Annotated in this window: 14 protein-coding genes; 8 read left to right on the forward strand and 6 right to left on the reverse strand. The window is 57.8% G+C overall.

The window, feature by feature from the left end:
- Positions 1-19: 19 nt before the first annotated feature.
- The 4 genes from CER19_RS02900 to CER19_RS02915 are packed head-to-tail and all read right to left on the reverse strand — an operon-like array spanning position 20 to position 5752.
- Entirely contained in the window at positions 20-1213 is a 1194-nt protein-coding gene (locus tag CER19_RS02900) for an EAL domain-containing protein (protein ID WP_003192443.1), read from the reverse strand.
- A complete protein-coding gene (locus CER19_RS02905; protein WP_116665332.1) occupies positions 1200-3998 on the reverse strand; it encodes an ATP-binding protein in 2799 nt (932 codons plus the stop codon). The genes CER19_RS02900 and CER19_RS02905 overlap by 14 nt, the downstream gene beginning before the upstream one ends.
- 57 nt (positions 3999-4055) lie before the next feature.
- On the reverse strand, positions 4056-5039 hold the full coding sequence (locus CER19_RS02910; protein WP_003192439.1) for a fimbrial protein: 984 nt from the start codon (positions 5037-5039) through the stop codon (positions 4056-4058).
- Between the two features lie 23 nt (positions 5040-5062).
- Positions 5063-5752, reverse strand: coding sequence for a molecular chaperone (locus CER19_RS02915; RefSeq protein WP_116665333.1), 690 nt, complete (start codon positions 5750-5752; stop codon positions 5063-5065).
- Positions 5753-5950: 198 nt separating this feature from the next.
- On the opposite strand from CER19_RS02915, the gene CER19_RS02920 reads away from it, so the two are divergent.
- The gene (locus CER19_RS02920) at positions 5951-6472 is read left to right on the forward strand and encodes a hypothetical protein (protein WP_003192436.1); all 522 of its coding nucleotides are present in this window, start codon (positions 5951-5953) and stop codon (positions 6470-6472) included.
- 15 nt (positions 6473-6487) lie between these two features.
- On the opposite strand, the gene CER19_RS02925 is transcribed toward CER19_RS02920, so the two are convergent.
- Both CER19_RS02925 and CER19_RS02930 read right to left on the reverse strand, forming a co-directional pair.
- Entirely contained in the window at positions 6488-7693 is a 1206-nt protein-coding gene (locus CER19_RS02925; RefSeq protein WP_116665334.1) for a DUF1835 domain-containing protein, read from the reverse strand.
- A 286-nt stretch (positions 7694-7979) separates the two neighbouring features.
- On the reverse strand, positions 7980-9056 hold the full coding sequence (locus CER19_RS02930) for an aldo/keto reductase (RefSeq protein ID WP_116665335.1): 1077 nt from the start codon (positions 9054-9056) through the stop codon (positions 7980-7982).
- A 346-nt stretch (positions 9057-9402) separates the two neighbouring features.
- Here CER19_RS02930 and CER19_RS02935 point away from each other — a divergent pair, with 346 nt between their 5' ends.
- From CER19_RS02935 to CER19_RS02965, 7 genes are all read left to right on the forward strand, one after another.
- Complete coding sequence (locus CER19_RS02935) at positions 9403-10380, forward strand: cysteine synthase family protein (RefSeq protein ID WP_256660363.1); 978 nt, start codon at positions 9403-9405, stop codon at positions 10378-10380.
- A complete protein-coding gene (locus tag CER19_RS02940; protein ID WP_005789578.1) occupies positions 10358-10918 on the forward strand; it encodes a phosphoribosyltransferase family protein in 561 nt (186 codons plus the stop codon). The genes CER19_RS02935 and CER19_RS02940 overlap by 23 nt, the downstream gene beginning before the upstream one ends.
- A gap of 22 nt (positions 10919-10940) precedes the next feature.
- Complete coding sequence (locus tag CER19_RS02945) at positions 10941-11858, forward strand: DMT family transporter (RefSeq protein ID WP_050989046.1); 918 nt, start codon at positions 10941-10943, stop codon at positions 11856-11858.
- Positions 11855-13102, forward strand: a complete 1248-nt coding sequence (locus CER19_RS02950) for an ATP-grasp domain-containing protein (RefSeq protein ID WP_116665336.1) — start codon at positions 11855-11857, stop codon at positions 13100-13102. The genes CER19_RS02945 and CER19_RS02950 overlap by 4 nt, the downstream gene beginning before the upstream one ends.
- A gap of 140 nt (positions 13103-13242) precedes the next feature.
- On the forward strand, positions 13243-13869 hold the full coding sequence (locus tag CER19_RS02955; RefSeq protein ID WP_116665337.1) for a glutathione S-transferase family protein: 627 nt from the start codon (positions 13243-13245) through the stop codon (positions 13867-13869).
- A 16-nt stretch (positions 13870-13885) separates the two neighbouring features.
- Complete coding sequence (locus CER19_RS02960) at positions 13886-14806, forward strand: LysR family transcriptional regulator (RefSeq protein WP_116665370.1); 921 nt, start codon at positions 13886-13888, stop codon at positions 14804-14806.
- Positions 14806-15690: a LysR family transcriptional regulator gene (locus CER19_RS02965; protein WP_116665338.1), complete on the forward strand. Its 885-nt coding sequence runs from the start codon at positions 14806-14808 to the stop codon at positions 15688-15690. Before CER19_RS02960 ends, CER19_RS02965 begins: the two co-directional genes overlap by 1 nt.
- The last annotated feature ends 25 nt before the right edge of the window (positions 15691-15715 follow it).

Here is a 15715-nt window from a genome sequence, read left to right on the forward strand (position 1 = left end):
CTGGAATCGCGGCCGCCAGCTAGTGAGATGTCGCGGGGCCATCATTGTTCAGTAGTTGCTGAAATTGGTCCGAAGACACGGCGTGGGAGATCAGGAAACCCTGCACCTGATTGCAGTCGATTTTGCGCAGCAGCGCCAATTGCTGCGGGGTCTCCACGCCCTCGGCAACCACCGTCAGACCCAACTTGCGGCCCAGCGCGATAATGCTCGCCAATGCCTGGGCGATGCCTTCGTTGTCGTGGCTGCCCTGCACCAGTGCCTGGTCGATCTTCAGTTCGGTAAAGGGCGTGGACACCAGATTGAGGTAGGAGCTGTAGCCCTTGCCGAAATCATCCTGGGACAAACCGAACCCCTTGATCCGCAATCGGCAGGCGCCGGCGTAGAAATTGCTGATGTCCTGTGGCACCGAACATTCCATCAACTCGAAGCAGATCATTCCCGGGATACCATCGTGGTGCAGCACGAACTCCAGCAAACGGTCGGCCAGGTCATGGCTGTTGAGCAAGTGGGTCGGCAGGTTGATCGACACCGGAATTTCATAGCCGCGCTGGCGCCAGTGTTCCTGGGCGTGGATCGCTTGCTTGAGCACCAGCCACAACAGCCGCTCCTCCAGTTCGAACGCCTTGATTGCCGGCAGGAACGCGGCAGGCAGCATCACGCCTTGTTCGGGGTGCATCCAGCGCACCAGGGCTTCGGCGGCGACGATACGGCCGTTGGCCAGGGATTTTTTCGGCTGGAACCAGGCCTGGAACTGGCCGCTGCTCATGGCCTGCACCAACGTGTGACGGTCGATGTCCATGTGCTCGGGCAGTTCGGGGGTAGGCGTGCGCACCCTGTTCCTGAGTTGGTTGACCAGGGTGCGTAAGGCTTCGGCGTTCACGGGCTTGGAAATCAGGCCAAGCACTTCCACATCGAGGTTTTTCGCCACCAGGCTGGCCGCCATCAGCATGCGCCTCGACGCCGCACTCATGATTGCCAGCGCCGGCTTGCAGCGCAGGCTGGCCAGGCACTGGATAAACTGCACGCCGTCCATGCCGGGCATCAGCAGGTCGGTCAGTACCAGGTCGAAGTCCCGCTGGCGCAGGCGCTCCAGCGCTTCTTTGCCATCCTCGGCGGTTTCAAGCAGGAAGTCTCCCAACTCGCTGAGCAAGTTCTGCAGGTAGATATGCTGCAGGGGATGGTCCTCGACAATCAAAATACTAAGGGGCTTCATGGGTGATCCGTGCATAAGGCGCCAGGGAGTTGAATAGAGCCCGCAACGCAAAGGGTTTGACCAGGCAATGGTTCATGCCGGCGGCCAGGCACAGGTCGGCCTCGCCGCGCATGGCGTTGGCGGTGGCCCCAATAATCGGCAACGTGCAGCCCTGGCGCCGCAGTTCACGCGCCAGTTCATAGCCGTTGATATGGGGCATGTTCACATCCGTCAACACCACGTCGAAGTTGCCGGCGGTGTGGAGCTGCAACGCTTGCTGACCGTCGGCCGCCAGCTCCACGGTGCAGCCGAGTTCTTCCAGTTGATCACGCAAAATCAGCTGGTTGATGATGTTGTCCTCGGCCACCAGCAGGTGCAGGTTGAGTTTGTTCAGATCCCGCCGGTGCGTTTGCTCATCGGCACGGGCCACCCATAGCCCTTGCGCCTGGCTCACGGCCTGATGAATAGCCCCCAGGTGGTTGAGGTTGACGTGCCAGGCGCCGGCGTCGGCTTCTACGCCGGGGCAGGCGTTGCTGCTCACGTGAATCACCGGCCCGGGCCACTCGGGCACCAGCAACGGGTCGACGCTGCCGGGGTGCACTTGCAACAGCAGATGCGTGTCCGCCAGCGTCGGCAAGCCGGCCTGGGCCCTTGCGCCCCAGCGGCGCAACCAGCCGGCGATCGCGTTTGCCAGTTCCGGGATCGGCGAGGCCACGTAAATGGTCTCAGCCAGCAACGGTGTCATCGGTGGAACAGATGCTTCTTCCAACGGTAGGATCAGGCTGAAACTGCTGCCCAGGCCGAGTTCGCTGACCATGCGGATATTGCCGTTCATCAACTCCGTCAGGCGCTGGCAGATAGGCAGGCCCAGGCCGGTGCCGGCGACCACATTGGTATTGCCTTCACTCTGGTAAAACGGCTCGAAGATCATCGCCTGGTCTTCCTGGGCGATACCTTTGCCGGGGTCCGAGACCTGCCACAACAGACTGGAGCGTTCCCCGTCGCGGCCCAGCACTTTGACCCGCATTACCACGCGCCCATAGTCGGTAAATTTCACCGCGTTATTGAGCAGGTTATTGAGAATCTGGCGGATGCGCGTTACGTCGCCGATCAGGCGTTCCGGCAGCTTGGGATCGAAGCAGGCATACAGCTGCAGGCCCTTGGCGTGGGCGGCTGCGGCGTAGCCCTGGATGATTTCATGCACAAGGTCCAGCGGCGAGAACTCGCCCATCTCCAGTGCCAACTGCCCGGCCTCGATCTTCGATACGTCCAGCACATCGCAGATCAGTTGCAGCAAGGTCGACGATGAGCCTTCGATCGCCTGCAGGTAGTCCTTTTGTTGTGCATCCAGTTGCGTGCGCGCCAGCAGTTCCAGGGTGCCGAGCACGCCATACAGCGGTGTACGGATTTCATGGCTCATGGTCGCCAGGAACAGGGTTTTTGCCGCGTTGGCTGCGTCCGCCGATTGCCGCGCCTCTTCCAGCGCCGCCTCGACCTGCTTGCGCGCACTGATGTCACTGAAGGCGCAAAACAGCACGTCTTCGCCTTTGTAGCGGGTCGGTGCACTGCTCAGGTACAGGTGACGGCCGTCGATGGTTTCAAAGTAGTCACTGCGCTCGGAAGGTCCGTTGGCAAAGGCTTGCTCGATCCAGCCGGCGCGCAGTGCCTCGCGCTCCGGCCCGTTACCCAGCCATTGCTGGGCCAGGGTGTTTTCCAGTACCACCTGGCCGTCGGTGCGGCGCAGCACGCAAAGGGCCACTGGCGCGGTCTGGATCACATCGCGGCCGAAGGCTTCGCTTTCGATCAACGCCTGGATGCGATGGATCGACGGAATGATGAAACGCTGATCGACGCGGCGCATCACCAGCCAGATCAGTGTCAGGCTGAACAGGCAGAACAGCAGCGAACCGAGCAGCTGTTTCCACAGGCCGGTGACCACCGCACGCAGGTCGATGGAGTACATCAACTGCCACTCGGAGGACTTCAAGTGTTTGCGAATCACCAGGTGGTCGGGCAGCCAGCCGCTGCCGACAAAACCGAAAAAACTGTCTTCGCCGGGCCTCAGGTGTTGCTGGCTCAACTGTGTATCGGTGCTGTTGGTGAACACCAGCATGCCCTGGGAATTGAGCATCATGAACTCACCGGCGCTCTGGTCGCTGAGTGTCGATGAGACTTCACGGCTATCCATCTCCAGGCCGAGCCAGCCGGAGTCGCGATCACGCTCGTCCAGGCGGATGAAGATATACAGGTGCGAGTGCTGTTCAGTCCTGTCGCTCAGCCAAAGTTCGTTAAGCGTGGCCGGGTCGGTGTGCTGCAGAGCCTTGAGGCGGTTGAGCATACATTTGGAAATCGGCAATACCTGCGCGGTGGCGTCGTAAAGGCGCATCACTTGCGGGTTGGGGCCGGCGTTGACATAGAGTAGGTTCAGCTGTGTGGCCTTGAGGTAGTCGCGCATGCGTGCGGTCAGCCAGATGCTCCACTGGTTGCCCGATGTGTCGCCCAATTCCAGGTGTTGTTCTTCGGCCGAGGACGGATAGACCCTGGACTGCTTGCGCACTGCCGACAGGCTCAGGCTTTCGAGCAGGGCTTGGCGGTTGGTGAAAAAGGTATGGGCTTCGGCAATGGCGCTGCTCATGTAGCCGCGGCGCTGGGAGATGTCGTTGTTGAAGGTCGACAGCAAAAAGGTATAGACCCCGCTGAGGATGCCTACCAGCAGCACGCTCGCAAAAATACGAAGCAGCCTTCTGGCTGCTTCGGGTCGGGAGAGGACGGGGTTGATCTGGAGCAGATAACTTTTCAATCGCATCGGCAGACTTTACGTCTGGGCCTCTGCCGGTGGCATAAGACGATCCTTAAAAATCACCTACTTGTAGTACATATCCACCACTACGGCAGCGTCGAACGCTCCGGGAATCGGTAGGGTGCGCCACTTGAGGTCGGCGCGGAATTCATCGTGGCTCTGGCCCAGGCCCATCAGCTCCTGCAGCGTGAACCAGTTATTGAAGGGCAGTTGCTGCTGGCTCTCGGCGCGAGACAGCGAGATGCCGACTGAGCTGTTGTTGTCCGGCACCAGCAGGCCATTGTTCACACTGCCGCCGCCCGGCGTGGTGGCGAAGCGTGCACTGACGGTATAGGGCGTGTCGCAACCTTTGCGCAGGTTCAGGCTGAAGTTTGCGCTGCTGGCGACTTCACCGATCGAGGCTTTGCGCGAAGGTGTGGGGAAGTTGACCACGCTGGGGCTGATGGTCAGTTCGGGAGTGCAAGGCACGAAGCGGATATCGTTCATTCCAGTGACCACATAATTGAAGTTGCTGTTGGGTCGTGAGTTGAGCCCGCGCACGCCGTCCAGTTGGAACACGCGGTAAGAGGTCAGGGTGCTGGCCTGGCCGCTCGGTGGCGTGGGGTCGTACTTCTCGATGAACACGCTGAAATTGAGGGTGAAGCGCGCCTTGTCCCAGCCCACGCAGTTGGACAAATTGCAGCCTCGGTCGGAGAAGAAACCGGTACCGACCTTACCGGTGCTTTGGGTAATCGGTTGGTTGTTATAGCGAATGCCCACGCGGATCCCGGTGCCGATACTCACGCTGGCCGGGTTGACGTAGAAATACACTTCCTCACGGCCGTGGAGGTAGTCGTCCTTGCAGATGACATTGGTCGAGCGCGGGCCGGATTCCCAAATGATGGTGCCGTTGGGTGCATCGGCGGCGACTGCCAGCGCCGTGCCCAGCGCTTCCTGGGTGATGATCGAGTTGGTGCCGTCCTCGCGGCAGGCCAGTGCGTGGCTGGTGGCGGGCAAGACCGCGCAGGCCCATATCAGTAGGGGTAAACAGCGTTTGGTCAGTGACATTGGTATAAATACCCCGTGATTTATCAGTTGAGCGCCGTGCTATGACGGGCTTGCAAACCGATATCGGTGATTTCGGTGAAGTGGAGAGTGGCGCCCTTGGACACAGCCTCTAGCGCGGTCAGGGTTTTGCGTTCATGGGGCTTGAGCAGCAGGTAATCGCTGAGCGTCTGGCTGTCGATTCGCAGGTTGACCAGCGACAGGTGGAAGGCGCTGGGGTTGTTGACCGTCACCGTGCGCCCGTCGCTGCTCCATACCAATTGCTGCACCGCCTCGGCCGAGCCGCCCTGGAGTGCGGGGGGCCGATAGAACAGCTTGAGCCGCTGGCGGATCGCGAACTGCACGCTGTTGGGGTCTTCAGGCTTGAGCGGGATCTCCATGATATTGAGCCAGAACAGCGATTCCCGATCGCTGGGCAAGCCCTCACCGGCATACAGGATGCGCAGCTTGTGATGCTCCCCGGCGCCCAGTTGTACCAATGGCTCGGTGGCGGCAAAGGGCACGGTGCGGTCGGCTGATTCGTCCTCGCCGGTGATCCAGGTTTGCACCACCACTTCCCGCGAGGCCTGGTTGACCACGCTGATACCGGCGGCCTTGTCCTGGCCGAAATAGATCAGGCGGGTGCCTTCGATCTTCAGCGCCGCATCGGCAGGCGGGGGCGCAAGCACCAGCAACCCGCAGGCCAGCAGCACCATTCTGAGTAGAAACATGAACACGGTAATTCCATGGTCGGGTAAGGGAACGCAGCCCATGGTAGGTAGCGAGTGGCGCGAAGGCTTTGAGGCGATTCTTAAAAGTACGGTGTGCCCCGGATTGCCGTTTCAGAATCGCCTTAAAGTCAGGGTTCACCCCTGACGGTTACTTTGCTCAGCGTTGAATGATCGACGCGGATGCCCAACTGTCAGGTTTACCCTATGTCCAATAAAGCGTTACGCCTTCTGATTGCCGATGCAGAGCTTTTGCAACGGATCAAGATCGAGAAAATGCTCAACCAGCTGGGCTATCACCGCATCGCCCCGTTGAGTTCGTTCGACGAGTTGCAGGCACTGACACGCTCGGGCGTTGTGGCGTTTGACCTGCTGATCATCAACACTGCGCTGGTGCACTCGCGGCAGGTCAACCTGCTCAAGTACTGCCATGACAACCCGTTGATCCGCCACACGCTGATCTATGACGGGCAATGTGCGCAGCGCTCGGTAGTGTCGGTCTCGGTCAGCCAGACCCTGCACCTGTCGTTGTCACAGTCGCCAGACTTCACCTCCCTGCGTCGCTGCATGGAAATTGTCGATCCGGCACACAGTTCTCCGACCGCTGAGTGGCCCATGCTGCGCGCCGTGGACGGCCGAGCGCCCCAGCCTTCGATGAGCCCGCGGGCGGTCTACCAGGGCGACCCGACTGTGGTGGCATGTGCCGTGGGGTTGTTCCCCAAGCGCTGAGCGTATCGCGCAGCATCAGTCACGCCAGACGGGCAGATCATCAAGGCCCAGTGCCCAATGAGGTTGCCGTGGCTGCAGGCACACACCGCCGACCCAACGCTCATGGCTGGCGTGCTCCAGCCAGCAGGCATTGCCGTCCAGTACCTGCTGCGCCAGTGGCGTCAACGCCAATACGCGGCGCGGCCACTCCACGTCCGTTTCGGCCTCGATCAGCAGCGGCGCCGTCCCATCAATCAATGGGCGCAGCAGCGCGTGAAACATCATATCGCCCAGGAAAGGCAGTGGCTCGCGCTTGGCCATCAACTCGGCAAACACCCGACCGAAAGGCACAGGCCCGGCCTCAGCGATATACCTCAGGGACAAACGTTCAGTCAGTGACAAACCGTCCTCGATACCCGGCAACTCCTGTAGCTGGCGCCGTAACGCCGGTGCCAGAAAAGGCAGGGCAGGGTGATTGCCATGGGCCAGTTCCGCGAGCTTGAGCGGTGAGCTGTCGCAGTAAGCCGACCAGACCCGTTTGGCCAACTGCACTGCGTCGTCGTCGATCAAGCGCCGCTGCGGCCAGAGCCAGGCCAGCACATCGGGGGCCAATTGGCCTATGCCGATAAATCGCTCGACTCCGGGAATTCGGTCTGCCTCAATCAGCTCCAGCTTGCGCGGCGCCTGCTCAAGGCCAGCCAGGGCGCGGACCAGGAACAATTGATCGTAGGCGTCCGCCTCGCACCACAGCACACTGGGATCGGCGTTGTTCAAGGCTTGTAGTTGGTTGTATTCATCGTTGATGCGATGCGCAACTTCAGTGGAGTCAATGGCAAAGGCCTGGCTGATAAAGGTACTGCGCATCGCTCGGAACGCTTCGCTGGGTAGTTCACGCACTGGCCCCATGCACAGCGGGTCAGTGAGCATCCGGAACTGTCCCTTGAACCCGGCCAGTTGCAGGCTGTGGGCAATATCATTACCACACCGCCAATGGGTGGTGCGGGATTCATCGCTGGCATCGAAACCAGGGTGGCGGGCGGCAAAGTCGAGGGCGTCGACGTGGGCCTTGAGCTTGGGCCAACTGGCGAAGCCCAGCTGTTTGGCGACCTGCCATTGAGCCTGGGACAAGGTTGCGCTGTGGTCTTGGCTTTTCAGGCGCGGCAACAGTTCCTTGGCGCGCTTGCGCTGCTGCTCAAGGTTGAGGCGGCCATTGGTAGTGGAGGCTAAAGGGCGTTGCGACATACGAGCTCCTTGCACAAACCTTTTCCGCTTTAAGGTTGGGAGTCGTAGAAATGAGGTAGAGCTGTGATGTCTTGGGCGCAGCCCTTTCCGCGGAAGGTGGCGTAGAGAGCGCCAGGCGGAAATATAGGCAGCATTGCCGTCGGGTGGCAACCCCAAAAATGTAGGAGCGAGCTTGCTCGCGAAAAACGTCAACGATAACGCGTGCTTCCTGAATAAACGCGGTGCCTGTGGTTTTTTCGCGAGCAAGGTCGCTCCTACAGAAAAGCCTGCTCCAAGGGGGGTGTTTTTATTTGTCCTGGCGGGCATCCAGGGTTTTTTGATGCTCGGCCAGGAAGGGTTGCTCCGCTGGATCAAAACGATCAATCCCGGCGGTGAAACGGTGCCAGTAGGGGTACAACGGCTGACGACGCGTGACAGCCTCGATGCGCGCCGACTGCTCGTCGGTGAGTTTCAGTTCGGTGGCCGCCAGGTTGTCGCGCAGGTGTGCTTCCGTACGGGCGCCGACAATCAGCGAGGTGATCCCCGGGCGATCCTTGAGCCAGGCCAGGCAGGTGCGGGCGACGGAGACGCCGTGTTCATCACCGACGGCGGCGAGGGTCTCGATAATGTCCAGCGCACGCTCCTGGTCGTGGACATAGGGTTCCGGCCAACCGCTGCCCTGGCGGGTATTGGCCGGCGGCTTGTGCCCGCGTCGGGGTGTGCCGGTCAGCAAGCCTTCGCCCATCGGGCCCCACACCAAAGTGCCGACCTGCTGGTCCAAAGCCAACGGCAGCAACTCGTACTCGGCCTCGCGGGATTCCGGGGTGTAGTAGATCTGCTGGGTAATTGGCTTGAGCATGCCGTGCAGTTCAGCCTTGCCCAGGGTTTTCATCATCTGCCAGGCGGTGAAGTTACTGGTGCCGAAGTAGCGGATCTTGCCCGAGCCGACTAACAGACGCAGGGCTTCGAGGGTCTCTTCGATGGGCGTCATGCCGTCCCAGTTATGCAGTTGGTACAGGTCGATATGGTCGGTGCCCAAACGCTTCAAACTGGCTTCACAGGCGCGAATCAAGTGATAGCGCGATGAGCCGGAATTGTTCGGGTTCTGGTCCACCGGGCTGCGGCCCTTGGTCGCCAGCAGAATATCGTTGCGCTTGTCGCCCAAGGCTTTGCCGACGACCTCTTCGGCCAAGCCGTGGGAGTAAAGATCGGCGGTGTCGACCATATTCACCCCGGCATCGAACGCGATATCGAACATACGCTTGGCCAAGGGCACGTCCACTGCGCCGCATTTTTCGAACTCCGCACGACCGCCAAAGGGCACGGTGCCCAGGATGATTTCCGATACCAGCAGGCCGGAATGACCCAGTTGTCGGTATTGCATGTCGCCTCCTACTTAACGTTGCACGTGAAGGTGTGAACGATGGGGAGGGCGATAGTTTGAATTTTTTAATGAAAACTCGTCTGAGGGGGGCGCCGCACCATTGCGGCCACGGGATTTGGCAGGGCGCACTGCTATTGAAGGTGGCGAGTCTCGTACGAAAAGTCTTTTTTGTACGTAATAAATTGTTAGTTATTACGTGGTTTACCTGCTGTTGTCGGGGCGTTCCTACATACATTTCCCTTAATGGATAGGTGGCCAAATGTTTTCTATTACCTATCCGTTCGGCTAGCTATTATTTATCGAAATGATTTGCTAGCGTCTGAATTCATTGACGAGTCGCTGAGGCATGGAAATGGAGCTGAAAGATATTGGTAATACGCCGCTACTCGAATTGGCAACACTTTCTGTGAATGGAAATAGGGTTTTCTCTAAGTGTGAGTACTTGAATTCATCGGGAAGTCATAAGGATCGTACCTATTTAAATATTATCAATAAATTGGAGAAGGCAGGCGTCCTTAAACCTGGTATGACGCTAATTGACTGTTCTACTGGGAACGGAGGGGCTGCACTCGCTTGGATCGGCAGGTTGAAGGGATACGGCGTAAAGATATTCATGCCTGAAGGTATGACCGAGGAGCGGAAAACACAAATACGTACCTATGGGGCGGATATAGTAGAGACTCCAAAAGAGTCTTTTTTGACGGGAGCAGTTCTCCAAGCAAAAGCGTATCTATCCGAGAACTCATCGGAAGAGTTTTATTATCTGGATCAGTCTAATAGCCTGTTGAATAAAGACAGTTGGCGGTGCTGTGGGAAAGAAATCGTGAAACAGTTGAGTGCACAAAATATCGTGCCGGATTTCTTCGTGTGCTCAATCGGTACGGGCGGCACTTTTTCTGGAATCGCTGAGGTATTGAAGCAAACGTACAGTGGGATTAAAACAATAGCGCTGGAGGTTAGCAACTCTGCGCCTCTGTTTGCGCAAAGAAATAATTTGGCGTTCAATCATCGCTCGCACAATTTGATGGGTTTGGGCGCAGGAGTTTTATCAGCGAATACAGACTCCGGTCTAGTTGATGAAATACGAGTGATTGATGATGTCGACGCTTGGGCTCGGATGAAGCACTTCATCGCGTCAGAAAAAATACCCATTGGACCAACCTGCGGAGCCAATCTACTGATGTGTGACGAGATCGTTCAAGCGCATAAATGCAAGAACATAGTCACGTTATTTTTTGATAGCTCTTGGAAGTATGCGAGTCGCTGGGATGGGTTTTATCCTGAGTACAGTGAGGTGCGCCATGTTGCTGGAAGAAATTTATAAAAAAGCTAAAGTTGTGAGATCTGGAAAATCTCTGACTACGGTCAATGAGTTTACGGATCAGATACCTGCTTTGCGGCCGGAAGTTTTAATTGAGGTCGCGCATAAAATCATCAAAGTCATGGAACGTGACGTTTCGAAAATTGTCACCGAGGAAGATAAGGGGGCCGCGTTGGCAACCACGGTCTCATTGTTGACGGGTATACCTTTAGCCATGGCCAGGTGGTATTCCTACAGTCTTGGTGGTTTCAATGAGCAAGTGGTCGATATTGACTCCGAATACTACAAGGGACAGTTGTATCTCAACGGCGTCGAAGTTGGCGATCGAGTCATCATCATTGACGATACGCTAAGTTCCGGCGGTGCGGTAATTGCGCTGGTAGACGCTGTGAAAGGGGCGGGTGGTGAAGTGGCAGATGTTGTCTGCGCTGTAGAGAAGGTTGGGAATTTTGGGGTTGAGAATGTAGTAGGTGCGACTGGGATTACCGTTAAAACTATTTTGAAAGTGTTGGTGAGCGAAGATCGAGTAACGGTTGAATGAAAATGCGCGCGCGGGTGGCTAAATGTTGATGCAACGAACCGGGTTAATTATCGGCTTGGTGTTTTGCTTGATCAGTGCGGCATTCGATGTTTATGTTGCGTTGGTCACGCAGTCGATCAGCACGTTGAACGTTATTTTTTATTGTTTTACAACGTCAGCCTGTGTCTTTGGTGTTTGGGCGGTTTATCGAAATCCCAATTCATTGTGGTCAAAGCTCAGAACCCAATGGCGATTGATCGTTATCATCAATCTTGCGGTTCTGTGCAATTGGGGCGGGTTGTTTTACGCACTCCGGTATCTGGAGCCAGCAGTAGTGGGAGTCGCCTCCGTAGCCTGCGGCCCTGCACTCACGTTGATTGTCTCCCTGCTGACCAATCGTAGCGTGAAGGTGGCCGTAGTCGATGCGGTGGTTTCATGGCTGGTGCTCATCTCGGTAGCGATGATGTTGTTCAATTCCCTTGCGGGGGACAGCGGTGTAGTCACCACCACCGCTGTGCAGCGGGTGCTCGGTATCGTTAGCGTATTGACGTGCGCGTTGGGCACGGTCATGTACACGGTTTTTTCTAAAGAGATGTTCGCTCGTCAATGGTCGGTCTACGAGATTTTGGGTGTCAGAAACATCGCGATGGTGGGTGTCTGTGCCGTTGCGATTCCTGCTACAGGAGGCAGCTTTTTACTCGATAGTGGATGGGTTCTGCCTATGGCTATCTTGGTGATAGCCGGACATTTGCTGCCGATTTACCTGATTCAGAAAACCATCTATTACCTCACGCCTATTCACGTTTCCCTGGTATTGCTGACGCTTCCTGTGTTCGTTTTTTTGTTCCAGTACCTGGATTCGAGAGTTGGGTTTTCTGTAGCCAGCCTCTCAGCCGTAACAGTCATCATCTTTTTGCTGTCGTTCAGGTCGTTGCATGCGCTGAAACGGGAGATCGTATGAAAATTGTGATAGTCGATGGGTTCTCATCGGGTAAATTTTTAGCGAAGCAATTGAACGACGATGGCTGCGTGCTGGTGCATGTGGCTTCATCAGCAACACTGGACGGCTATTATTATCAAGGTTTTGATTGCACGCTTTATGAGCAGATGATCGTCAATAGCAATTTTGGAATGACCTTGGCTGAAGTCCAACGCTTCATGCCACAGTTCATCCTCGCGGGTGCAGAAACGGGTGTGCTTCTGGCTGACGAGCTGAATGAGCAACTGCAGCTGCCTTATCGCAATGATTTCGACAAAACTAACGCACGTCGAAACAAGTACGAAATGATCCATTGCATTACCCAGGCGCAGTTGCCGGCCGCAAGGCAGTTCATTACTGATAGTTGGCGTCCTGCACAAGAGTGGATCGATGAACACGGACGTTTTCCTGTGGTCATCAAACCCCTCGAGAGCGCAGGCGCCGATGGGGTGTCTATTTGCGAGGATATGTGCGCGTGCAAAGCTGCTATGGAGCGCCTGTTAGGAACGACCAACAAGCTAAATATACCTAACACGCGGGTCCTGATTCAGGAATACCTGGCGGGACTGGAGTATGTGGTGAACATGGTATCGCTCGACGGGCAACAACTCGTCACTGAAGTCGTCCGTTATCGAAAGCAGCGAACGCCGACCGGCGGCGTACTCTATGACATTGACGAACTGATTGGGCCCGATTCGATGGTTTATCCGATTCTGGTCCAATACACACGAGCAGTGGTGCAGTGCCTGGGGATCCGAAATGGGCCTAGCCATGCGGAGATTATGTTTACTGAAGACGGTCCGAAACTGGTGGAAATTGCTGCCCGCACTGACGGCATTCTTCGGCCTGGGGTTTCAAAGGTAACTACTGGCCTTGGTCAGATCGATGCTGTGGTTTTATCCCTCATGCAGCCTGAGTTATTTGAACAACAACTGGCGAGGAAGATCAATTATCAGCGTCTGCAACATACCTACAATGTTTGCTTGATAAACCGCTCAGAGGGGCGTTTTGAAAAAGATGGGTTCTTGAGGGAGTTACTCAAGCTTGAGTCGTTTTTCGAAGCAGTGTTTTACGTTGAGGACGGCCAGCAGATCGGCGTGACGCAGGATGTTTTCAGTCAGCCGGGCACGGTGTATCTGGTACATGAAGACCCCGCCGTGCTCGAGGCAGATTACCACCAGATTCGCATACTTGAATGGCAGGGGGCTTATCTGGCGGAGAGGTAGCCGTTCGCCATGGATCACCTCATTGTTTCATTCTGTGAAATGCTGGATTGCACAATCTGGTGATTCCATCGCAGGGTTGCCCATAAGAAGATCGCTTCCCTCGACGCGAATACTCGGTCGACAACGATCTGGAGTCTTTCATGCCTGCTATCAAACTGTATGGTTTTCCCTTGTCTGGCCACTCCCACAGAGTCGAGCTGATGTTGTCCCTGTTGGATCTGCCGACTGAATTCATCCTCGTGGACCTCAAACAAGGCGCTCACAAAGCACCTGCGTTCATCGCCAACTTCAACAGCTTCGGACAGGTGCCGGTGATCGACGACGCCGGCACTGTGCTGGCCGACTCCAATGCGATTCTGGTCTACCTTGCCAGTACCTATGGCAAAGGGCAGTGGTTGCCAAGCGACCCCATCGGGCAAGCGCGGGTCCAACGCTGGCTCTCGGCCGCCGCTGGTCAACTCCATGCTGGGCCCGCCACGGCGCGCTTGGCCACGGTGTTTGGCGCCGAGGTGGACACTGTCAGCGCGATCAACCGTGCCCATGCCTTGCTGAGCGTGATGGAACAGCAACTGAGCCAAAGCCGTTTCCTCGCCAGCGATCAGCCAAGCATCGCCGATATTGCGTTCTATACCTACGTGGCCCATGCGCCGGAAGGCAACGTGTCGCTGGCCGACTACCCTGAGGTGCGTGCCTGGCTTGCCAGCATCGAAGCCTTGCCAGGGTTTGTCGCTATGCCGCGCACGGCGGTGGGGCTGCAATCACAGTAACGATCAAGGGATGCCGATGGACCGATTTCATGAGATGCAGGTATTCCTGGCGGTGGCCGAGGAGGAGGGTTTTGCGGCTGCTGCACGCCGCCTGAAGACCTCGCCACCCAGCGTGACCCGCGCCATTGCCGCTATGGAACAGCGCATCGGTACGCAACTGCTGGCGCGCACCACGCGCAGCCTGCACCTGACCGAAGCCGGCCAGCGTTACCTGGAAGATTGCCGGCGCATCCTCGCCGAACTGGAGGAGGCCGAGGAAGCGGCAGCGGGCAGTTACTCCATCCCCGGCGGCCAGTTGACGGTGACCGCACCGGTGCTGTTTGGCGAGCTGTATGTGGCGCCTGTGCTGGGGGAGTACCTTGACCAGTTCCCCTTGGTGAACATCAGTGCCTTGCTGGTCGACCGTGTGGTCAATATGGCCGATGAAGGCGTCGATGTAGCGGTGCGTATCGGCCATCTGCACGAACCCGGGCAGCAGGCGATCAAGGTCGGCGAAGTGCGCCGGGTGGTGTGCGCATCGCCGGCTTATCTGGACCAACATGGGCGCCCGCAGCGACCTGAGCAATTGCGAGAAGCCAGGATCGTCTCCTCATCGTCCAGCCAACTGGTCAGTGAATGGACGTTCGTCGACGCCGGGCGGCCGCTGAAGATAGCCATTGAGCCGCGTTTGAGCGTTACGGCGAACAATGCCGCAATCAACCTGGCGCGCCTGGGCTGGGGCATGACGCGGGTGCTGTCCTATCAGGTGGCGGCAGCGGTGGCGGCGGGTGAGCTGGAGCTGGTGCTGGAGGCTTTCGAACCGGCGCCGCTGCCGATCCACGTGGTGTTCCAGCAAAACGGCCGCATACCGGCCAAGGTCAACACCTTTGTGGATTTCTTAAGCCATCACCTCGGGCAGGACCCGGCCCTGAACCCGGCGACGAAGCGGCGCACCTGATGGAGCGCTTTCGCGATATGCAGCTGTTTGTCGCGCTGGCCGGCCAACCCAGCCTGGCGTCGGCGGCACGCCATGCCGAGGTTTCCGGCCCGACCCTGGTACGAGCGGTTGCGCGCCTGGAGGCACGCTTGCGGGTGGTGTTGCTGCAACGCAGCACACGTGGGGTCAACCTCACCGATGCAGGCCAGGCTTACCTTACCGACTGCGTGCGCTTGCTGGCAGCGGTGGACGCGGCCGAAGCCTCGGCCAACGGCGCCCATGTGCACGCCCAGGGCAACCTGCGGATATGCCTGCCGTTGTTGTTCAGTCGCTATGTCATGGCGCCATTGCTGGCAGGCTACATGGATCGCTACCCGGCGGTGCGTGTCATTGCTAACTACCACGACTATTACCCCAACCTGCACGAAGAGGGCTTTGACGTGGCGGTGTGGGTGGGCCAATTGCCCAACTCATCGCTGATTGCACGGCAGGTTGGGCAAGTGCGCACCCTGCTTTGCGCCAGCCCCACGTATTTGGGGGCCAAAGGCGAGCCCCGGCATCCGGCCGACCTCAAGCAACATCATCTGATTGCCAGCGCCGAAGCGCTGCGATGGGATTTCCTGCATTACACCCTCAACGCCCGCGCCCGCCTCAGTTGCGCCACGGTGCAAGGCGCGATCAATGCGGCCGTGCAGGGCGCGGGGGTAATTCGTTGCCTCAGTTACCCGGTTCATGATCACCTCATAAATGGCCAACTGCGTCGTGTCTTGCCGGCCTTTGAACTGCCGCCGCTGCCGGTGCATGTGATCTACCGCGAAGGCCGCCATGCGCCGATGCGCGTGCGCAGTTTTGTCGACTACTGCGTCACCGCGTTGCGCGAACATCCGGCATTTCAGTTGGAGTAATAGTGGATTGCCTGGGGTGGGCATT

This window comes from Pseudomonas sp. GL93 (assembly GCF_003408955.1).
Classification (GTDB): domain Bacteria; phylum Pseudomonadota; class Gammaproteobacteria; order Pseudomonadales; family Pseudomonadaceae; genus Aquipseudomonas; species Aquipseudomonas paracarnis.